Source organism: Allocatelliglobosispora scoriae (assembly GCF_014204945.1).
Taxonomy (GTDB): Bacteria; Actinomycetota; Actinomycetes; order Mycobacteriales; family Micromonosporaceae; genus Allocatelliglobosispora; species Allocatelliglobosispora scoriae.
Genome location: NZ_JACHMN010000003.1, coordinates 2,474,598 through 2,495,375 on the forward strand (window position 1 = coordinate 2,474,598; position 20,778 = coordinate 2,495,375).

18 protein-coding genes are annotated in these 20,778 nt (G+C 72.3%); 12 read left to right on the forward strand and 6 right to left on the reverse strand.

Annotated elements, in window-relative coordinates; translation table 11 throughout:
* Nucleotides 1–3 precede the first annotated feature (3 nt).
* Together F4553_RS37310 and F4553_RS37315 are read right to left on the reverse strand one after the other, a co-directional pair.
* Complete coding sequence (locus tag F4553_RS37310; protein WP_184845989.1) at nt 4–666, reverse strand: hypothetical protein; 663 nt, start codon at nt 664–666, stop codon at nt 4–6.
* The gene (locus F4553_RS37315) at nt 663–1,046 is read right to left on the reverse strand and encodes a hypothetical protein (protein WP_184845991.1); all 384 of its coding nucleotides are present in this window, start codon (nt 1,044–1,046) and stop codon (nt 663–665) included. The genes F4553_RS37310 and F4553_RS37315 overlap by 4 nt, the downstream gene beginning before the upstream one ends.
* Before the next feature lie 114 nt (nt 1,047–1,160).
* Here F4553_RS37315 and F4553_RS37320 point away from each other — a divergent pair, with 114 nt between their 5' ends.
* Nucleotides 1,161–4,292 carry a CHAT domain-containing protein gene (locus tag F4553_RS37320; RefSeq protein ID WP_184845993.1) on the forward strand — a complete coding sequence of 1,044 codons (3,132 nt, stop codon included), beginning with the start codon at nt 1,161–1,163 and terminating at the stop codon, nt 4,290–4,292.
* Nucleotides 4,293–4,296: 4 nt separating this feature from the next.
* On the opposite strand, the gene F4553_RS37325 is transcribed toward F4553_RS37320, so the two are convergent.
* The 4 genes from F4553_RS37325 to F4553_RS37340 are packed head-to-tail and all read right to left on the reverse strand — an operon-like array spanning nt 4,297 to nt 7,923.
* Entirely contained in the window at nt 4,297–4,569 is a 273-nt protein-coding gene (locus F4553_RS37325; RefSeq protein ID WP_184845995.1) for a DUF6510 family protein, read from the reverse strand.
* A 1-nt stretch (nt 4,570) separates the two neighbouring features.
* Entirely contained in the window at nt 4,571–5,308 is a 738-nt protein-coding gene (locus tag F4553_RS37330; protein ID WP_221470925.1) for a ferredoxin reductase, read from the reverse strand.
* Nucleotides 5,305–5,904 (reverse strand): sulfite oxidase-like oxidoreductase, encoded by a 600-nt coding sequence (locus F4553_RS37335; RefSeq protein WP_184845999.1) that lies wholly within the window; start codon nt 5,902–5,904, stop codon nt 5,305–5,307. Before F4553_RS37335 ends, F4553_RS37330 begins: the two co-directional genes overlap by 4 nt.
* Nucleotides 5,905–5,931: 27 nt before the next feature.
* On the reverse strand, nt 5,932–7,923 hold the full coding sequence (locus F4553_RS37340) for a sulfatase (protein ID WP_184846001.1): 1,992 nt from the start codon (nt 7,921–7,923) through the stop codon (nt 5,932–5,934).
* Between the two features lie 463 nt (nt 7,924–8,386).
* On the opposite strand from F4553_RS37340, the gene F4553_RS37345 reads away from it, so the two are divergent.
* The 11 genes from F4553_RS37345 (at nt 8,387) to F4553_RS37395 (ending at nt 20,763) form a co-directional block, all read left to right on the forward strand.
* Nucleotides 8,387–10,039 carry an ABC transporter substrate-binding protein gene (locus tag F4553_RS37345; protein ID WP_184846003.1) on the forward strand — a complete coding sequence of 551 codons (1,653 nt, stop codon included), beginning with the start codon at nt 8,387–8,389 and terminating at the stop codon, nt 10,037–10,039.
* Nucleotides 10,036–10,962 carry an ABC transporter permease gene (locus F4553_RS41530; RefSeq protein WP_184846005.1) on the forward strand — a complete coding sequence of 309 codons (927 nt, stop codon included), beginning with the start codon at nt 10,036–10,038 and terminating at the stop codon, nt 10,960–10,962. Before F4553_RS37345 ends, F4553_RS41530 begins: the two co-directional genes overlap by 4 nt.
* 4 nt (nt 10,963–10,966) lie before the next feature.
* Nucleotides 10,967–11,854, forward strand: coding sequence for an ABC transporter permease (locus F4553_RS37355; RefSeq protein WP_184846007.1), 888 nt, complete (start codon nt 10,967–10,969; stop codon nt 11,852–11,854).
* Entirely contained in the window at nt 11,851–13,449 is a 1,599-nt protein-coding gene (locus F4553_RS37360) for a dipeptide ABC transporter ATP-binding protein (RefSeq protein ID WP_184846009.1), read from the forward strand. The genes F4553_RS37355 and F4553_RS37360 overlap by 4 nt, the downstream gene beginning before the upstream one ends.
* A gap of 5 nt (nt 13,450–13,454) precedes the next feature.
* Nucleotides 13,455–14,561: an LLM class flavin-dependent oxidoreductase gene (locus tag F4553_RS37365; RefSeq protein WP_312875539.1), complete on the forward strand. Its 1,107-nt coding sequence runs from the start codon at nt 13,455–13,457 to the stop codon at nt 14,559–14,561.
* Entirely contained in the window at nt 14,558–15,619 is a 1,062-nt protein-coding gene (locus F4553_RS37370; protein WP_184846012.1) for an LLM class flavin-dependent oxidoreductase, read from the forward strand. The genes F4553_RS37365 and F4553_RS37370 overlap by 4 nt, the downstream gene beginning before the upstream one ends.
* A complete protein-coding gene (locus F4553_RS37375; protein WP_184846015.1) occupies nt 15,616–16,737 on the forward strand; it encodes an MsnO8 family LLM class oxidoreductase in 1,122 nt (373 codons plus the stop codon). Before F4553_RS37370 ends, F4553_RS37375 begins: the two co-directional genes overlap by 4 nt.
* The gene (locus tag F4553_RS37380) at nt 16,734–17,687 is read left to right on the forward strand and encodes an amino acid ABC transporter permease (RefSeq protein ID WP_184846017.1); all 954 of its coding nucleotides are present in this window, start codon (nt 16,734–16,736) and stop codon (nt 17,685–17,687) included. The genes F4553_RS37375 and F4553_RS37380 overlap by 4 nt, the downstream gene beginning before the upstream one ends.
* The gene (locus F4553_RS37385; protein WP_281395590.1) at nt 17,684–18,448 is read left to right on the forward strand and encodes an amino acid ABC transporter ATP-binding protein; all 765 of its coding nucleotides are present in this window, start codon (nt 17,684–17,686) and stop codon (nt 18,446–18,448) included. Before F4553_RS37380 ends, F4553_RS37385 begins: the two co-directional genes overlap by 4 nt.
* Nucleotides 18,449–18,517: 69 nt before the next feature.
* A complete protein-coding gene (locus F4553_RS37390; protein WP_184846019.1) occupies nt 18,518–19,489 on the forward strand; it encodes an ABC transporter substrate-binding protein in 972 nt (323 codons plus the stop codon).
* A 71-nt stretch (nt 19,490–19,560) separates the two neighbouring features.
* Nucleotides 19,561–20,763, forward strand: coding sequence for an LLM class flavin-dependent oxidoreductase (locus F4553_RS37395; protein ID WP_184846021.1), 1,203 nt, complete (start codon nt 19,561–19,563; stop codon nt 20,761–20,763).
* Nucleotides 20,764–20,778 lie beyond the last annotated feature (15 nt).

Here is a 20,778-nt window from a genome sequence, read left to right on the forward strand (position 1 = left end):
GGATCAGGGGCAGGCGGCGACCACGGCCAGGTTGGTCACGCCGGTCAGCGCGATGACAGCCGGATCGTGGCTGCCCGCGACCTCCAGGCGTACCTGTCCGCCGTCGGCCGACAGCAGCGTTCCGCACGTCGTGCCGTGCTGGTCGGTCACCCGGACGTAAGCCGGTGGCTCCGACGGGATCGGCGGCGCCCACCAGGTGGCGATCACCCCGGTCAGCAGGAGGGCGATCGACACGGCGACCGCGGTGCGGGCCCTGCTCAGCCGCTGGCCGGCGCTCTTGGCCAGGGCGACCTGATAGGCGGCGACCGACGCGTGCCGGGCGTGGATGTCGGCCAGGGTCAGCGGCGCGGCGCGGGTCCCCGCCTCGGCACCGAGGGCATGCCACAGCCCCACGACGGCGGCGGCGAGCCCGGCGCCGATCAGCACCGTGATCCCGGCCCGCCAGCCGGGCGAGAGTTCGGCGGCGGTGGTGCGACCCTGGATCGCCACCCCCGCCGTCACCAGGCCGATCAGCGCGGTCAGCCCGTTTCGCCAGGCCTGGGCACTGGCACGGACGGTCGGCAGCGACTGCGCGACCAGCGCGTCGAACGCGGCGCGCTCGTGGCGGCTGACCGGCTCCGGGCCGCTCGCGGGCTTCCGGTAGGACGGGGCCGGCTCATCGGTCATGACGTCACCCGCACGGTGAGCTCGACCCGGAAGCTGACGCCGCAGCCGGTGGTGTCGCCGGGCGCGTGCGGGTGCGTGTGCGTGCAGCCGCAGGCGATGTCGACCGGCAGCTGGATCGGCGGCGGGGTGCCCTTGGTGGCCGGACGGCGACCCGGCCACCGGAGCTCGTCGACGAGCGCCGTGTGCACCTGCCGGTCGTCCAGCTGGTGCCCGCAGCGGGGGCACGGACCCCAGACGTGCGAGGAGAGAACGCCGTCGGCGGCGAACGCCCTGCCCTGCAGATCGCCGCTGCTCAACAGCTCGTATGCCCGCTCGGTCCACCGGTAGGCGGCGCTCTCGTCATACTGCTCGTCGTCGCGTGGTCGGATATCCGTCGCCATAGGACTCTGCTTCTCCCCAGCCATACAGTGTGGTCGATCGCCTTCCGGTGAGCCAGTGACTACCATAGGGCACTCGCGCCGCTCGGAGAGATCCGTGGGAGGAGACGTATCACCATGGGGAACCTGCTGCGGCTGCTCATCGGCACCGTGCCCCGTCGGCTCCTGACGGCTGCGGTCGGGGCGGTCGCCATCAACGCGACCTTCTCCGCGCTGGCGGGCGGCTTCTCCACGCGTACCCTCGTGATTGGCACTGCCTGCTCTTTCGTGTCCTTGATCTTGTTTTTGGGCACCTTTCGCGGCCAGCCGGCGGACCCGGCCAGGACGGCGGCGGAGGCGAACCGGCGAGGCCGTGCCGAGCTCGTCTCGTTCTACAACCTCGGCCGCGTGCTGCACCTCAACATCGCCGTCAAACTCTTCACCTTCGCCCTCGAGGTCGCTCCCGCCGACGATCCCGAGCGGGGCCGCTACGCCTCCGGGCTCGCCACCGCGCTGGCCGCCCGCTACGAGAAGAACGGCGATGCCGAGGACCTCGACGCGGCGATCGAGGCGGACCGGCTCGCGGTGGCCACGATCGCGCCGGACGCGCCGGACCGCGGCCAGATCGGATCCGACCTCGCCATGTCCCTGCTGCTGCGGTTCGGACGGTCCGGCGACCTGGCCGACATCGACGCCTCGATCGACGCGGGCTCGGCGGCCGTCGACGCCCTGCGGGACGCGGAGTCGGGTCCGGGTCCCGCACTGGCGCTGAGCAACCTCGGGGCGGCCTACACCACCCGGTTCGAGCGCACGGGGGAGCAGGCGGACCTCGAAGCCTCCATCGACCTGTGCCGAAGGGCCGTGGCGGCGTTCCCCGCGGATTCACCGCATCGCTCGATCGCCATGTCCAATCTCGGCATCGCACTCAAGCAGCGCTTCGAGCGCACCGGTGCGGTCGCGGACATCGACGAGGCGGTCGAGATCGGTCGGGCCGCCGTCGCGGCGACGCCGGACCGCCACCCCAACCGGCACAAGCACCTGCTCAACCTGGGCATCACGCTGGGCGTCCGGTTCAACCACGGCAGGCAGGCCCGCGATCTCGACGACTCGATCGACATCCTCGAGCAGGGCGCTGCCGCCACCGGACCACGCCATCCCGACCGGGCCATGGTGCAGTCCAACCTGGCGCTCGCGCTGTCGCAGCGGTCCGAGCCGGCCGAGGGGTCCGACCTCGACCAGGCGGTGGCGGCGGCCCGGTCGGCAGTGGACCTGGTCGCCGACGACGGCCACCCGCACCGGGCCGGGATGCTCTCCAACCTGGCGCTCATCCTGGGGGAGCGGTTCGACCAGACCGGCCAGGTGGCAGATCTCGACGCGGCGATCGAATCCGGCCGGGCCGCCGCCGACGCCGTGCCCGACGACGATCCGGGCCGGGCGATGTATCTGTCCAATGTGGGTGGACTGTTCCTGAAGCGCTTCGAGCGCACCGGCGACGCCGGTGACATCGACGCCGCGATCGACGTCACCCGGCGGGCGGTGACCGTGCTGCCCGACGACCACCCGGATCGCGCCGCCTACCTCAACAACCTGGGCTACCTCGCGCTGAGCCGGTTCGAGCGGACCGGGCAGCCCGGCGATCTGAAGGCCGCGCTCGCCTACCAGCGCACGGCCGCCCAGGTGGCGGCCGCCCCGCCGACGATCCGGCTGAAGGCGGCCCGGGAGTGGGGAACGCTGGCGATGACGGCCGGTGACCCCGCCTCGGCCGCCGACGGCTGGGCCGCCGCCGTGGGGTTCCTCCCCCGCCTCGCCTGGCACGGGCTGGACCGGACCACTCGGGAGGACCAGCTCACCCGGTGGCAGGGGCTGGCACCGGACGCCGCCGCAGTCGCGATCGCCGCCGGGCGGCCCGAACTCGCCGTCGAGCTGCTGGAACTGGGTCGCTCGGTGCTGTGGACCCAGGCCCTGCACCTGCGCGGCGACCTGAGCCTGCTGGCCGAGACGGCGCCGGAGCTCGCCGCCGACCTCCGCCGGGTCGGCGACATCCTCGATCAGCGCACCGGCGACGCCGGGGCCGACGAGCGGCGCCGGTACGCTCGGGAGTGGGACGAGCTGATCGGCGAGGCGCGGCAGCGGCCGGGGTTCGAGCACTTCCTCGAACCCGTCCCCTTCGACGAGCTGCGGACCGCGGCCACCGGCGGCCCGGTCGTGATCGTCAACGCCAGCGCCTACGGCTGCCACGCGCTCGTGGTCACCGCCGAGCACGGGGTACGCGTCACCGCGCTGCCGTCGCTCACGCTGGCCGAGGCGGACGAACGGGCCACCGCCTTGCGCGGGATCCTCGACCGGGGGATCGCCGACACGACCACCGCACGGCCGCTGCCCGCCCGCGAAGCCGACCGGCACGCGCTGCTCGACCTCCTGGAGTGGCTGTGGGACACCATCGCCGCGCCGGTGCTCGACGGACTGCCCCCGGCCGCAGCCGATCCCGCCCGGGTGTGGTGGTGCCCGACCGGACCGCTGACCTCGCTGCCGCTGCACGCCGCGGGTCGGCACACCCGCACCAACAGCCGTCCCACGGCCGTCGCCGACACCGTCGCCGGCCGGGTGGTGAGCTCCTACACGCCGACGCTCGCGGCGCTGCGGCGAGCCGGCGCGGCCGCGGCGAACCCCGCGATCCGGCAACTCGTGGTGGGCCTGCCGCAGACACCGGGCCAGTCGCCGCTGCCGGCCGTCCGCGAGGAGCTGGAGATCCTCGCCGGTCACCTGCCGCCGCCCGAGTCGGCCCGGCACCTCGTCGACTCGGCCGCGACCCGGGCCCGGGTCCTCGCCGAGCTGCCGGACCATCCCTGGCTGCACCTGGCCTGCCACGCCGTGCAGGACGACCGGGACCCGTCGCGCAGCGCGCTGATCCTGTGGGACGGCCAGATCACCGTCGCCGACCTCGCCGAGCTGCGCATGGAGGCGGCCGAGTTCGCGTTCCTGTCGGCCTGCCAGACCGCCACCGGCAGCCGCCGGCTCGCGGACGAGGCGGTGCACCTGGCCGGGGCGATGCTCCTGCTCGGCTACGGCCAGGTGGTCGCGACACTGTGGACGATCCGCGACGCGGCCGCGCCCCGGGTGGTGGAGGCGGTCTATGCCGAGCTGCCCGGCTCCGGGACGGGCGGACCGGTGGCGTCCGCCGCGGCGCTGCACCGGGCGGTGGAGGCGTTACGGCTGACGAGGCCCGCCGATCCGCTGCTCTGGGCGCCCTACATCCACACCGGTCGCTAGGTCGCTACTCGGCTGAGGGCAGGGGGATGCGCAGGCTGAAGGAGCCGCGCAGGTCGAGCCAGGCGCCCGCCGGATCGCGGACCACCCGCAGCACCACCTCGTCACACCCGGCGCAGCGTGCGACCAGTCCCGGTGCCTGGGCGTAGACGCGCAGTGCGGCGACGGGCCCGGTCTGCCCGCACCCGGCGCACCGGCTGCGGGCCACGGTGATGTCGACGGTGAAGATCTCGCCCAGCGGACCGGCGAGGGCGTTGCCGTCCAGATAGGAGTCGGTCATCTCAGGCTCCGCTCGGGCCGAACCGCTCGGTCCTGACCCGCTGCGGGTCGTGGCCGAGCGCGACCAGGATGTCGGCGACGGTCTCCACGAAGCCGGTCGGTCCGCAGATGAAGCACTCCGGCTCGAAATCGGCCGGCCAGCCGTGCGTGTTGACCTCGGCGACCCCCAGCCGCCGGGGCGGTGACGGCCAGCCGTCGGGCACCGCCCGGGTGAAGGCGTAGGCGACGTCGAGCCCGGCGTCGTCGCGGGCGCGCATCCGCAGCTCATCGGCGTAGTAGATGTCGTGCGGCGTGCGCACCGAGTAGATCAGCCGGAACGGCACCCGGCTGCCCGCGGCTCGGCGGGCCCTGATCATCGCCATCAGCGGCACGATCCCCGACCCGCCCGCGATGAGCAGCACCGGTGCGGTCGACTCCGGCCGCCAGGCGAAATAGCCGCCGACGGGCCCGCGGAGCTCCACCGGGTCGCCGATCGAGAGCACCTCGCCCAGGTAGGGCGAGACCTCGCCGTCCGGCACCTGCTGCACGGTCAACTCGACGGTCTCGCCGTCGGCCGCCGACGCGATCGAGTAGCTGCGTTGCGTGCTGTAGCCGTCCTCGGCGGTCAGCCGCACGTCGACGTGCTGCCCGGCGAGGTGGCCGGGCCAGTCTGGCACGGTGAGGACGAGGGTACGGGCGGTGGCCGTCTCGTCGCGGATCGCCGTCAACCGGGCCACCCGCCAGACCAGCCGTGCGCTCAGTCGCCCTGGTACCGCTGCTCGCGCCACGGGTCGCCGTATTCGTGGTAGCCGGCCGTCTCCCAGAAGCCCGGCACATCGTCGAGCAGGAGCTGGATGCCCCGGATCCACTTCGCCGACTTCCACAGGTAGAGGTGCGGGACGAGGAGCCGGGCCGGGCCGCCGTGCTCCGGATGCAGCGGCTCGCCGTCGTACTCGTAGACGATCCAGGCCTTGCCGTCGAGCAGGTCCGCCAGCGGCAGGTTGGTCGTGTAGCCGCCGTAGGACCGGGCCATCGCGAAGTCGGCCGCCGTCTCCACGTCACCGAGAAGGGTGTCGAGCGAGACCCCGCGCCAGCCGGTGCCGAGCTTGGACCACTTCGTCACGCAGTGCAGGTCCACGGTCGGCGTCTGCGCGGGCAGCGCGGTCAGCTCCGGCCAACTCCACGTATACGCCGTCCCGGCCTCCGTCGTGATGCTGAACTCCCAGGTCTCCAGCGGGATCCGCGGCGTCGGACCGGCCGACAGCACGGGGAAGTCCTCGGTCAGGTACTGGCCGGGTGGCAGCTGCGGACCCGGCGATCGGGGTCGGCCGCGAAACCCGGGCGAGATGATGCCCACGCCATAGTCCTACCACCTCGGGCGGGGTCAGCGGCGGCGGACGGCGAAGCGCTCCACGGTGATCGTCCCGCCGTCGAGGCGGACGCCGAACCCGTAGCGGTACTGGGCGCGGACGGCGGGGTCGTCGAGGCGTGCGTACCGGCCGGCGTCGGCGGTGAAGAGGTACTGCCAGCCGTTGGCGGCGACCGCGTAGGCGGTGAGCTCGTCGCCGTGCAGGACGCAGGCGAGCCGGGCGTTCGGACCCGGGTAGTTGATCTTCCCGTCGAGCTGGGTGATGCGCTCACCGGTCAGGACGCCTGCGATCCGCACGTCCCAGCCGACCCGCTTGAGCTTGTGGTTGTACCAGACCAGGAAGTAGTTCGCGGCGTCCTTGACCAGCCCGGCGAAGAGGGTGTCCTGGCTGGTCGCGGCGGCGCCGGCGTAGGACCGCTGGCTCACGATGACCGCGACATCGGTGTGGGTGGCGGGTATGTCGGAGCGCAGCAGCGCGAACGCCGGCGCCCCGCCGGCCGCGACGGTCAGCGCGCCGCCGGCCGCGGCGACGGTGCCGGCGCGCTGCTCCGGCGCCGGGGCCAGCACGGTGAGCCCGCCCAGCCCGCCGTCGAACTCCTGCTCGGTCACGAGGACCGGCAGGTTGGCGGGGGAGGGTTCCGGCGGGAACAGGTCGACATCGCGCAGGTGCGCGTCGAGGGCCGCCTGCAGCTCCTGGGTCTTGGCCGGCAGGCTGGTGGCGAGGTTCGCCGTCTCGCCCGGGTCGGCGACGAGGTCGAACAGCTCGGTACGCCCGTCGTGCAGGTATCGCAGCAGCTTGTGCTTTCCGCGCCGGACGGAGGCGGTCGGCGCGCCCGGGTTGTGCCAGTGCGGGTAGACCCAGAACAGCGTGTCCCGCTGCGGTGCCGCGCCGCCGCTGAGGAGCCCGGCGAAGCTCACCCCGTCGAGGTGCACGCCGGGCGGCCGGGCCACCCCGGCGGTGTCGAGCAGCGTCGGCATCACATCGACCGTGCTGAACGGGGTGTCGACCACCCGTCCGCCCGGTGCCGCGGGGTGGTAGGCGATCATCGGCACCCGGACACCGCCCTCGTAGAGGGTGGCCTTGGCGCCGCGCAGCGGGGTGCTCGGTGCCACCGCGCCGTCGCCGCCGTTGTCCGAGAGCAGCAGGATCACCGTGTCGCCGGCGATGCCGAGCTGGTCGAGGGTGGCCCGGATCGCGCCGACGCCGTCGTCGACGACCTGCAGCATCGCGGCGAGGACCGGGTTGCGGCCGGGCTGTCCGGCGCCGGGCTTCGCAGCGTACTTGTCGATCAGGGGTTGGGGAGCGGCGAGCGTCGCGTGGGTGGCGTAGTGGGCGAGGTGGAGGTAGAACGGCACACCCTGCTGGTGGGCGGCGATGATGAAGTCGACCGCCTCCAGGTTGAGCCGCTCGGTGAGGTACTCGTTCGGAAGGCGCTGCGGCAGGTCCGGCAGCATGAAGTAGGGGTGGAAGTAGTCACCCCCGGCGATGTACTTCTGCTCCGAGGCGATGACGTCGGTGAAGCCGTGCGACCAGGGGTTGCCGGGCCGGTTCCGGACCGGCCCGGTGTAGGTCTCGGAGAGGTGCCACTTGCCGATGAGGCCGGTCCGGTAGCCCGCGGCCCGCAGCGTCTCGGGCAGGGTCTGGAAGCTGGTCGGCAGGAAGTCGTCGCCGGCGGGGCCGAGGAACTCGGTGATGCCCACCCGCGCCGGGTACTGCCCCGTCATCAGGCTGGCCCGGGTCGGCGAGCAGACCGGCGCGGCCGAATACCCGGCGGTGAACCGGGTGCCGTCGGCGGCGAGCCGGTCCATGTGGGGCGTCTCGTTGAAGGTGTTGCCGTAGCAGCCGAGCTCCCGCCGGGCGAGGTCGTCGATGAGCACGACGATGACGTTCGGTGGAGTCGCCGCCTCGGCGGCATCCGCACCGATGGCCCAGCCGGTGGCGGCCCCGAGCCCGGCAGCGCCCAGCCCGCGCAGGATGCCGCGGCGGTCGATCTTCGCGTCGGTCATGGCGGCGACGCTACGGCGGGCCGAATCCTCCGTCAATGATTGATAAATAGAAATTTATTACCTTTATGTGAACGCTCGGTGATCCAGAAAGCATACATATCCTATCTGTGAAGTAGGGTATGTGCAATAGATTTACGTCCTTAAGTGCGAAACACAACACCAGCAGCGCGAATCGTTGACAGTGGACACGGCATTGGGTTGGACTGTGGGTATGTCCTGCGAGCTGCGGTTGACGACGCGCTCCCACATCGACTTCGGTCGGGTGTGGTCGAGCTCCTGTCCGAGCTGACCTTGTGAGCTGAACCGGCGGTCCCTCACCCGCCGGTGGGTGAACCTGCCGCCTCACGCCACCTCTTGTGCACGCACCCACGCTCTGTCCGTCCCGGGCCGGGCGGCGCACAGCCGCGCCGTCCCCCCGGATGCCCTCTCTCGGTGATGTCCTGATCGGACTGGAGTTCCATCGATGCTGCCCTTTTCGCGTACCCCGAGGCTGGCCGCCGCCGCCGCAGCCCTCGCTCTCGCCCTGACCGCCTGCTCCGGTGGCGGCACCGGTGACACCGCCGACTCCGCCGGGCAGCCGGTCGCCGGCGGCGCCCTGACCTGGGGCATCGAGACCGAACCGATCACCTTCAACCCCCACCAGTACGCCCAGGCCAAGGCCCGGCTGCTGGTGTGGAATTCGTTCGAGGCGCTGCTCACCCACGACGCCGACGGCGGCTTCGTGCCGTGGCTCGCGACCGGCTACCAGGTGTCCCCGGACGGCCTCGTCTACACCGTCAAGCTGCGGACCGATGTCACCTTCCACGACGGCGAGAAGTTCGACGCCGCCGCGGTGAAGGCGAACTTCGACCAGCTCCTGCAGCCCGGCTACGCACCGGCCCTGCGCGGGGTGCAGCTGCGCAACCTGGGCAGCGTCACCGTCACCGTCACCGACCCGGCCACCGTCACGATCACCCTGACGGCCCCCGACGTGCTGATCCTGGACTTCCTCGCCTCACCCCAGGGCGCGCAGATCTCGCCGAAGTCGCTGCGGGAGGCGAAGAACCTCAAGGCCGGCGGCCCGGATGTCGTCGGCACCGGCCCCTTCGTCCTCGACCGCTACACCCCCGGCCAGGAGGTCCACTACCGCAAATACCCCGCCTACCACTGGGCGCCGGCCAACGCCGGGCACCAGGGCGCCGCCTACCTCGACGAGGTCACCTACCGCTTCCTCAAGGAGTCATCGGTACGGGTCGGCGCCCTCACCTCCGGACAGGTGCAGGTCATCGAGGGCGTGCCCGCCACCGATCAGGACCTGGTCAAGACGACACCGCAGCTCGCGTTGAACAAGTCGCTGAACTCCGGCTCCGCGTACTCGTACTACTTCAACACCGGCCACGCACCGTTCGACGACGTCCGGGTGCGCCGGGCGTTCCGGGACGCCGTCGATGTCGACGCCGTCCTGCAGGCCGTCTACCGGGGCACGGCGACGCGGGCGTGGAGTGTCATCGGGCCGACCAGCCCGCTCTACGACAAGCGGTTCGAGGGGAGCTACGGCAACAACGCCGCCAACGCCGACAAGCTGCTCGACGAGGCGGGCTGGAGCGGGCGCGACGCCGAGGGATTCCGCACCAGGGACGGCAAGCGCCTCACCGTCCGGGTGGTCCAGTCCGCGCCCTACGTCCGGGACCGTCGCGACATCCTGGCCCAGGCCGTGCAGGCGGCGGTGAAGCAGAGCGCGGGCATCGACCTGAAGGTGTCCATCGTGGACCAGGGCACCGCGACGGCGGCGATCGCGGCCAACGAGTTCGAGATCTTCGACAACTCCCGTGCCGACACCGACGCCGGTGCCGCGCTCAACCTGCTGCTCTTCTCGACCGGCGCGATCAACCGGACCAACTACAAGGACCCCGAGCTCGACGGGCTCCTCGCCGCCGGGCAGGCGACCGGTGATCCCGCCAAGCGGGTCTCGGTCTACTCCGACATCCAGCGCCTCACCGTCGCCGACCAGGCCCTGCTGCTGCCGCTGTATGCCCCGGCCGACCAGATCGGCGCCGCCCGCACCATCGGCGGGATCGGCTTCGAACCGACGGCGGGCGTGCCGGGCAGCGCCTACAACATCTGGATCGGCAAGTGACCCTCGTTCGAGCGGTCGCCCGCCGGCTCGCCACGGCGGCGGTGGTCCTCTGGGCCGCCGCCACCGCGGCCTACCTCGCCCTGCTGCTCGCGCCCGGCAGCACCGTCGACAGCATCATCGGCGACGGCGCGGACACCCCGGAGATCCGGGCGCAGATCATCGCCGAGTGGCACCTCGACCGGCCCGAGATCGTCCAGTACGCCACCTACCTGCTGCGCGCCGCCCAGGGCGATCTCGGCCGCTCCTACCAGCTGCAACGCCCCGTCAGCGATGTCATCGGCGCGCAGCTGCTCCCGACGCTGAAGCTCGCCCTCGCCGCCGTCGCCATCGCCGTGGTGATCGCGGTCGTCGTCGCGGTCGTCACCGCCGGGCGCCGGCCGTGGCTGCGCCGGGCCAGCTCCACCACCGAGCTGGTCCTCGTGTCGACGCCGACGTTCCTCATCGGACTGATCCTGCTCAACATCTTCTCGTTCCGGCTGGGTCTCTTCCCGGTCTCCGGCGACCGGGACCTCTCCGCCCTCGTGCTGCCCGCGATCACCCTCGCCCTGCCGATCGGGAGCCTGCTCGCCCAGGTGCTGCGCGACGGCATCGAGCGCGCGCTCGACGAGCCGTTCGTCGTGACCGCCCGCGCCCGGGGCGTGCGCGAGACCGCCGTGCTCGCCCGCCACGCGCTGCGCCACGCCCTGCTGCCCGCGGTCACCCTGACGGGCTGGCTGTTCGGCGTACTGATCGGCGGCACCGTGATCATCGAGCAGGTCTTCGGCCGCCCCGGCATCGGCCAGGTCACCCTCCTCGCCGTCTCGACCAAGGACATGCCCGTCGTCCTGGCGGTCGTGGTGCTCTCCGCAGCCGTCTACGTCGCCCTCAGCACCGCCGCCGACCTCGCTTACCTGCTGATCGATCCACGGCTGCGAAGGAGCTGACGCGATGAGCCTGACCACCGAAGCCGGCCCGCTGACCAGGGTCGCCGCACCCGCGACGGCGGACCCGTCGGCACGCCGCCGGTGGCGGGCCCGTCCCGGTGTCATCGCCGGCGTCGGTTACCTCGTGCTCGCGCTGATCGCCGTCGTCCGGCCGCAGCTGCTCGCCGGTGCCGATCCGCTCGCCGCCGACCCGTTCCACGTGCTCGAACCGCCCAGCAGCGGCCACTGGTTCGGCACCGACTATCTCGGCCGCGATGTCTTCGACCGGGTCGTGCACGGCGCCCGGCACTCGCTGAGCATCGGCGTCGCCGCGACCGGAATCGCCGTGGCCTGCGGCGTCCTGCTCGGTGTCATCGCCGGGCTCGCGCACCGCGTCGCCGACGAGGCGCTCTCCCGCTCCTTCGACGCGCTGTCGGCGTTCCCGCTGCTGCTGTTGGCGCTGCTGTTCATCGCGATCGCCGGACCGGGCACGGTCAGCCTCATCGTCGCCATCGGCATCGCCACCCTGCCGCACTACGCCCGGGTCGTGCGCTCGCAGACATTCGTCGTCCGCCGGGCCGGCTATGTCGAGCAGGCGGTCGCGTTCGGCGCCTCGCGGACCCGGCTGGTGATCCGGCACGTCCTGCCCAACGTGCTCGGCCCCATTCCGGTCATCGCCGTGATCGGGCTCGGCGAGGCGATCCTCACCGCCGCCGGGCTCAGCTTCCTCGGCATGGGACCGCAGCCGCCGTCGCCGGAGTGGGGCGCGATGCTGTCGGACGGCCGCAGCTACCTGCGCATCGCCTGGTGGGCGTCGATCACCCCCGGCATCGCCGTGACCCTCACCGTCATCAGCCTCACCGTGCTCGGCCGCCACCTCCAGCGCCGCTTCGACGGCAGGTCGGGCCGATGACCGCGCTGATCCGGGTCGAGGACCTGCACGTCACCTTCCGGACCGCCCGGCACGACGTGCCCGCCGTCCGGGGGATCACCTTCGACATCCACCGGGGTGAGTGCGTGGCGATCGTGGGGGAGTCCGGCTCCGGCAAGAGCGTCACCGCGCGGACCCTCGTCGGTCTCGCCGGATCGAACTCGCAGGTCAGAGCCGAGCGCCTCGACATCGACGGCAATGACGCCACCGGTTACCGGACCCGTGACTGGCGACGCGTCCGCGGGCGCTTCGCCGGGCTGGTCCTGCAGGACGCGCTCGTCTCCCTCGACCCGCTGCGCACCGTCGGCGACGAGATCGGCGAGGTCCTGCAGACCCACGGCGTCGTGCCCTGCTCCCAACGCTCGCAGCGGGTGGAGCAGTTGCTCGCCGATGTCCACGTGCCGGAACCAGCACGCCGCGCCCGGCAGTACCCGCACCAGCTCTCCGGCGGGCTGCGCCAGCGGGCCCTCATCGCCTCCGCTATCGCGGCCGAGCCGCCGCTGCTCATCGCCGACGAGCCGACCACCGCGCTCGATGTCACCGTGCAGGCGCAGATCCTGCGGCTGCTCGCCGAACGCCGGGCGGCCGGAGCGACATTGCTGCTGATCAGCCATGACCTCGCGGTCGTGGCCCAGCTCGCCGACCGGGTCCTGGTGATGAAGGACGGCGTCATCGTCGAGGAGGGGGAGACCGGGCAGGTGCTGCGTGAGCCTCGGCACGCGTACACGAGACTGCTCTTGGCGGCGATCCCCTCGGCGGCCTCGCGCGGGCGGCGGTTGTCCACGCCGGTGAGCGCGGTCGCGGCGGCCCTGCCGCCGGTCACCGTGGACCCGGCGGCGGTCGTGGCGCGGGTGGAGGGCGTGCACAAGCGCTACGGCGACCACGAGGTGGTCCGTGATGTCAGCTTCACCATCGCGCGCGGCGAGACCCTGGGCCTCGTCGGCGAGTCAGGGTCCGGCAAGACCACCGTCGCGCAGCTGCTGTTCGGGCTGGTCGAGCCCACGGCGGGATCGGTCGCCTTCGGCGGGCAGCGGTGGTCGGGCATTCCCGAGCGGCAGCGCCGTGCCCAGCGCCGCGGGATGCAGCTGATCTCCCAGGACCCGCTGAGCTCGTTCGACCCCCGCTATCCGGTGGAGCGGATCATCGCCGAGGCGCTGCCGGACGCGCGCGATCGCCGGGCCCGGGTCGCCGAGCTGCTCGACCGGGTCGGGCTGGACCGCGACGTGCTCGACCGCTATCCGCGGCAGCTCTCCGGCGGGCAGCGGCAGCGGGTCGCGATCGCCCGCGCGATCGCGCCCCGGCCGAGCCTGATCATCTGCGACGAGCCGGTCTCCGCCCTCGATGTCTCCGTGCAGGCCCAGGTCCTCGACCTGCTCGCCGAGATCCGCGCGCAGGACGGCACGGCGCTGCTGTTCATCTCGCACGACCTCGGCGTCGTGCACCACCTCAGCGACCGGGTCCTCGTCATGCACGAGGGCAGCGTCGTGGAGCAGGGCCACGTCGGCGACGTGTTCGTGCACCCGAAGCACGCCTACACCCGGACCCTGCTGGACGCGCTTCCGGCGCTGGGGGTGTGACGGCCGTGACCGCCTTCCACTGGTTCCTGCCGACCGGCGGCGACAGCCGCACGGTCGACGTCGGCGTGCACGGCACCACGATCGGCGCGAGCAGCGCCGCCGCCGGCACCCGGCCGCCGACGCTGGACTACCTCGGCCAGCTCGCCCGCGCCGCAGACACCCTCGGCTACACCGGCGTGCTGACACCGACCGGCGCGCACTGCGAGGACGCGTGGGTCGTCACCGCCGCGCTCATCGCGCAGACCCGGCGCTTGCGCTTCCTGGTGGCGCTGCGGCCGGGGCTCGTCGAGCCGGTGCTCGCCGCGCAGATGGCGGCCACGTTCCAGCGGTTGTCGGGCGGGCGGGTCCTGCTCAACGTCGTCGCCGGCGGCAGCGACGAAGAGCAGCGGGGGTACGGCGACCGGCTCGGCCACGACGACCGTTACCAGCGGGCGGCGGAGTTCCTCGACGTGGTCCGCCGGGCGTGGAGCGGCGAATCGTTCGACCACACGGGCAAGCACTACACCGTCGAGGGCGGACACCTGCGCCGGCCGCCCGACCCGGTGCCGGAGGTCTACCTCGGCGGGTCGTCACCGGCCGCCGTCGAGGTCGCCGCCCGGCACGCCGATGTCTACCTGACCTGGGGCGAACCCGTCGACCAGGTGGCGGCGAAGGTGCAGCGGGTCCGGGCGGCCGCCGCCGAGCACGGGCGGGCGCCGAGGTTCGGCATCCGGCTGCACGTCATCGCCCGCGACACCGCCGAGCGGGCCTGGGCGGACGCCGACCGGCTCATCGCCGGGCTCGACGACGAGACCATCGCGGCCCGGCAGGCGGCACTGCGCCTGCTGGCGTCGGACGGCCAGCGCCGGATGCTCGACCTGCACGGCGGCGACCGCGACCGGCTCGTCGTCGGCCCGAACCTGTGGGCCGGCATCGGCCTGGTCCGCGGCGGTGCGGGGACGGCGCTGGTGGGCAGCCACGCCGAGATCGCCGACCGCATCGAGGACTACCGCCGGGTCGGGATCGACGAGTTCATCCTGTCCGGCTACCCGCACCTGGAGGAGGCCTACGCGTTCGCGGAAGGCGTCCGGCCGCTGCTGCTCCCCACCGGCGAAAGGCTTCCACCGCGATGAAGGTCCTGCTGATCACGCTCATCACGCACCTGCCGGACCCGATCACCGGGGTCCGCCTGTCGACGACCGAGCGGCTGCGGCAGGTGGTGGCGAAGGCGGTCCTCGCCGAGGAGCTGGGATTCGACGGCTTCGGCGTGGGGGAGCGCCACGAGCGCCCGTTCATCTCGTCATCGCCACCGGTGGTGCTGAGCCACATCGCGGCGAAGACCTCGACGATCCGGCTCTTCACGGCGGTGACCACGCTGAGCCTGCTCGACCCGGTCCGGGCCTATGAGGACTACGCCACCCTCGACCACCTCTCCGGCGGCCGGCTGGAGCTGATCATCGGCAAGGGCAACGGTGCCGCGCAGGCACAGCTCTACCACGTCACCACGCAGGACCAGTGGGACCGCAACCGCGAGGGCTACGAGCTGTTCCGGCGGCTCTGGCGGGAGGAGAGGGTGAACTGGTCGGGGCGGTTCCGGCCGTCGCTGACCGAGGCCGAGGTGTGGCCCCGCCCGTTGCAGCAGCCGATCCGGGTCTGGCACGGCAGCGCGACGAGCCGCGAATCGGTGGACCTGGCGGCGTTCTTCGGCGATCCGCTCTTCTCCGCCAACGTCACCAACCCCATCGAGCCCTACGCCGACCTCATCGACCACTACCGCGAGCGGTGGGCGCACTACGGGCACGATCCCGCCGACGCGCTCGTCGGTGCGGGGTCGGCGGGCTTCTACGCGGCGCGCACGTCGCAGGAGGCGATCGAGACCTACCGGCCGATCTACGAGGCGCGCCGGGCCGCGTTCGCCCGGCTCGGCATCGATCCGGTGTTCCACAGCCTGGAGGACGCGATCGAGCGCAGCTCCATCCTGGTCGGCAGCCCGCAGCAGATCCTCGACAAGGTGCACCGCTATCACGAGCGGTTCGGACACGAGGTGATGCACCTGACCGCCGACGGCGACGGCCTCACCGACCACCAGCACCGCGCGACGCTGGAGCTCTTCCAGAGCGAGATGGCGCCGGTGCTGCGCCGCGACATCCCCAGCCGCCCGTTCGCCGACCTCGGAGGAGCCACCCGATGACCGTTCCACTCTGCATTCTCGACCTGTCACCGGTCCCGGCGGGCGGCGGTGTCGCCGCCGCGCTGCGCAACAGCGTGGACCTGGCCCGCCGGGCGGAGGAGTTCGGCTACCACCGCTACTGGGTCGCCGAGCACCACTTCGCTGCCGGGGTCGCCAGCTCCCATCCGGCGCTGCTGATCGCGCAGATCGCCGCCGCGACGAGCCACATCCGGGTCGGGTCCGGCGCGGTGCAGACCGGCCACCAGACCGCGCTCTCCATCGCCGAGCAGTTCGGGCTGCTCGACGCCCTCTACCCCGGCCGCATCGACCTCGGGCTGGGACGGTCCGGGCAGCGGCGGGTCGAGGCGATCGCCGAACTCGGCCGCCCGCCGGTGGCCCCGCCCGAGGCGCGGGTGGTGGACGGGCTGCTGATCCCGCGGCCGTTCTCGTTCGCGAAGCTCATCGGCTCCCCGCGCTTCGCCGTCTACGCATCCCTGCTGCAGCAGGAGGGCGCGCTGCCGCCGGACTTCCCGGCTCAGGTCGACGAGATCCTGGCGCTGCTCGCGGCGGAGTACCGGAGCGAGGACGGCGTCGAGGCGTACGCCCGCGCGGGCGAGGCCACCGACGTCGAGGTGTGGGTGCTGGGCAGCAGCGGTGGGGAGAGCGCACGGGTGGCGGGTGCCCGTGGGCTGCCGTTCGCGGCGAACTACCACGTCAGCCCGGCGACGGTGCTGGAGGCGGCGGAGGGCTACCGGGCGGCGTTCCAGCCGTCGGCCGGTAACGCGGCGCCGAGGATGATGGTCTCGGCGGATGTCGTGGTCGCCTCCGACGACGAGGAGGCCCGCAGGCTGGCGACGCCGTACGCGTTGTGGGTACGCAGCATCCGGCTCGGCGAGGGCGCGATCCCCTACCCGACCCCGGAGCAGGCGGCCGCATACGCCTGGAGCGACGAGGACCGGGAGCTCGTCGCCGACCGGCTCGCGACGCAGTTCGTCGGCTCGCCGCAGACCGTGGCGGAGCAGCTGCGCACGCTGCAGCGGGTGACCGGTGCCGACGAGGTGCTGGTCACCACGATCACCCACGACCACGCCGACCGGGTGCACTCGTTCGAGCTGCTTGCCAAGGAGTGGTACGCATGACCGTCCTGACGCCGGCCGTCCGCGGCGGCGACCCGTCCGTCCCGCCCCAGGCCGGCCCGCCCGACCCGGCGGATCTCACCGTGGTGGCGGCGAAGCGGCCGTGGCGCTGGGTCGTCTCGATCGCCGCGATCGTGATCACCGCGCAGTTCGCCCACGGGCTGGCGACCAACCCCGGCTGGGACTGGGCGACGTTCGCGGGCTACTTCCTGGAGCGCTCGGTCGTCGACGCGCTCATCGTCACGCTGGAGCTGACCGCCGCGAGCGCGATCCTCGGCTTCCTCGGCGGCACGGTGCTCGCCGCGATGCGGCTGTCGAAGAACCCTGTTCTCCAGGCGTTGAGCTGGACCTTCGTCTGGGTGTTCCGGTCGGTGCCGCTCATCGTCCAGCTGCTGTTCTGGGCCAACCTCGGCTACCTCTACCAGACGCTGCAGTTCGGCGTACCGTTCGGACCCGGCTTCTACGAGGTGCAGACGCTGCACCTGGTCAGCTCGTTCGGGGCGGCCCTGCTCGGGCTCAGCCTGCACGAGGCCGCCTATGCCGGGGAGACCGTGCGGTCCGGCATCATCTCCGTCGACCAGGGGCAGCTCGAAGCGGCCGCCGCGCTCGGCATCCCGCGCGGACGGCAGTTCCGCCGGATCCTGCTGCCGCAGGCGATGCGCGCGATCCTGCCGTCGGCCGCCAACTCGCTCATCAACCTGCTCAAGAGCACGTCGGTGGTGTATGTGCTCGCCATCGGTGAGCTGTTCTACCAGGTCCAGGTCGTCTACGGGCGCAACGGCCGGGTCGTGCCGCTGCTCATGGTCGCCACCGTCTGGTACGTGGTGCTCACCGCGATCCTGTCGGTGCTGCAGTATTACGTCGAGCGCCGCTATGCCCGCGGCGCCCTGCGTACGCTGCCGCCGACACCGTTGCAGCGCCTGCGCGCGAGCCTCGCCCGGGGTGCCCGATGAGCGCCATGGTCGAGGTACGCGGAGTGCACAAGACCTTCGGCACCCACGAGGTGCTGCACGGCATCGACCTGACCGTGCACGCGGGCACCGTCACGGTGATCCTGGGCCCGTCCGGCTCGGGCAAGTCGACACTGCTGCGCGCGATCAACCACCTGGAGAAGGTCGACCGGGGCCTGATCAGCGTCGACGGCGACTTCATCGGCTACCGGCGCGTCGGCAACCGGCTGCACGAGCTCAGCGAGCGCCACATCCTGCGCCAGCGCGCCAACATCGGCTTCGTCTTCCAGAACTTCAACCTCTTCCCGCACCTGACCGCGCTGGAGAACGTCGTCGAGGCACCGATCTCGGCGCTGCGGCGGCCGCGCGCGCAGGCTCATGAGCACGGTCGCCAGCTTCTGGAGCGGGTGGGCCTGGCGGACAAGGCGGACGCCTACCCCCGGCAGCTCTCCGGCGGCCAGCAGCAGCGGGTGGCGATCGCCCGCGCGCTCGCCCTCGAACCGAAGCTCGTGCTCTTCGACGAGCCCACCTCGGCGCTCGACCCCGAACTCGTCGGCGAGGTGCTCGACGTCATCGCGACCCTCGCGCGGTCGGGGACCACCATGATCGTCGTCACCCACGAGATCGGCTTCGCCCGCGAGATCGCCGACACGATCGTCTTCCTCGACGAGGGGCGCGTCGTCGAGCAGGGGCCTCCCGAGCAGGTCCTCGACGACCCGCGCCACGAGCGGACCCGCGCGTTCCTGTCGAAGGTCCTCACCTGACCTCCGCCGGTGCTCGCGACCCGAGCGCCGGTCTCCGCCCTCACACCACAGAAACCCAAGGAGCGATCCATGAGAGTACGAGCGATACTGCTGGCACTGGCGGTCTCGGCAGGCGTCGGCGCCTGCGCGGCACCGCAGGAGACGCCGAGAAACGTCTCGGCCAGCGGTTCCGCCGCCGCGTTCGTCGTCAATGACGGGCCCGACCAGCACCGCATCGTGCCCGCGAAGGTCGACGCGATCGCGAGCCTCGTACCCGAGGCGATCCGCACGACCGGCAAGCTGCAGATCGGCATCGGCGCGGCCGGTTCCGGGTTCCCGCCGCTGGCGTTCACCGCCACCGACAACAAGACCCTCATCGGCAACGAGCCCGACATCGCCGTCGCCATCGCCGGGGTCCTCGGCCTGGAACCGGTGCTGGAGAACACCTCCTGGGAGAACCTGTTCGTCGGCCTCGACAGCGGCAAATACGACGTGGGCGCCTCGAACATCACCGTCACCGAGCTGCGCAAGCAGAAGTACGACTTCGCCACCTACCGCCTGGACAACCTCGCGTTCGTGGCGAAGAAGGGCAGCACCTGGCGGGTCGACGGACCCAAGGACGTGGCCGGGAAGAAGATCGCCGTCAGCTCCGGCACCAACCAGGAGAAGATCCTCGTCGAGTGGGCCAAACAGGTCGAGGCCGAAGGGCTGGCCCCGGTCGAGATCAAGTACTACCAGACCAACCAGGCCACCCTTCTCGCCATCGGGTCCGGCCAGATCGACGGCTACCTCGGCCCGAACCCCAGCGCCGCATACGGGGCCGCGGTCACCGGGCAGACCCAGATCATCGGCACCTACTCCGGGGCCGGAGCCAGCCTCCAGGGCAAGATCGCGATCACCACGAAGAAGGACAACGGCCTGGTCAAGGCCCTCGCCGAGGCGCTCAACCACCTGATCAAGTCCGGTGACTACGCGGCGATCCTCGCCCGGTGGAACCTCACCAACGAGGCCACCACCGAGTCCGAGGTCAACCCGCCCGGGCTGCCCATCGCCGGGAAGTGAACCGGTCGGCCGGTGGGTGTCGGGCGCCCACCGGCCGACCGCCGCACCGCACGCCATCCGAGGAGAAACCCATGACACCGCCCCTTCCCCTGCACCTCGCCGTCGCGCTGGACGGCGCGGGCTGGCACCCCGCCGCGTGGCGGCAACCCCGCGCCCGCCCCGGTGACCTGCTCACCGCCGGTTACTGGGCCGACCTCGCCGCCGAAGCCGAACGCGGGCTGCTGGACTTCGTCACCATCGAGGACTCCCTCGGCCTGCAGTCCTCGCGTATCGACGGGCTCGACGGACGCACCGACCAGGTACGCGGGCGCCTCGACGCGGTCCTGACCGCCGCCCGCATCGCACCGCTCACCAGCCGCATCGGTCTCGTGCCGACGGCCACCGTCACCCACACCGAGCCGTTCCACGTCTCCAAGGCGCTCGCCACGCTCGACTACGTCAGCACCGGCCGGGCCGGGTGGCGGGTGCAGGTCTCCGGCCGCCCGGACGAGGCGGCGCACTTCGGCCGCCGCGGCATCCCGCGGGTGCCCCTGCACGACCTCGCCGACCCGGCGGTGCAGGCGCTCATCACCGAGCTGTTCGACGAGGCCGCCGACCACGTCGAGGTGGTCCGGCGGCTCTGGGACAGCTGGGAGGACGACGCCGAGATCCGCGATGCCGCCACCGGCCGCTTCATCGACCGCGACCGCCTGCACTACATCGACTTCGAGGGACCGCGGTTCAGCGTCAAGGGGCCCTCGATCACCCCCCGGCCGCCGCAGGGCCAGCCCGTCGTCACCGCGCTCGCGCACGCCACCATCCCCTACCGGCTGGCCGCCCGCGCCGCCGATGTCGTCTACACCACGCCGGTCGACGCCGACCACGCCCGCGCCATCGTGGGGGAGGTCTGCGCCGAGCAGGCCGCCGCCGGTCGCGAGCACGACACGCTGCACGTCTTCGCCGATCTCGTGGTGTTCCTCGGCGAGACCGACGCGCTCGCCGCCGATCGCAAGCAGCGGCTCGACGAGCAGGCCGGCGATGCGTACACCTCGGATGCCCTGGTTTTCACGGGGACGCCGCAGGGCCTCGCGGACCTGCTGCTGCGGTGGCAGGGCGCGGGCCTGAGCGGTTTCCGGCTGCGACCCGGCGTGCTCCCCGACGACCTCGAGGCGATCACCCGGGGCCTCGTCGGCGAGCTGCGGAGCCGTGGCGCGTTCCGCCGCGACTACGCCACCACCACCCTGCGCGGGCACCTGGGCCTGCCGCGCGCCGCCAACCGCTACGCCGCAGCATGAAGGCCGAGGACGACA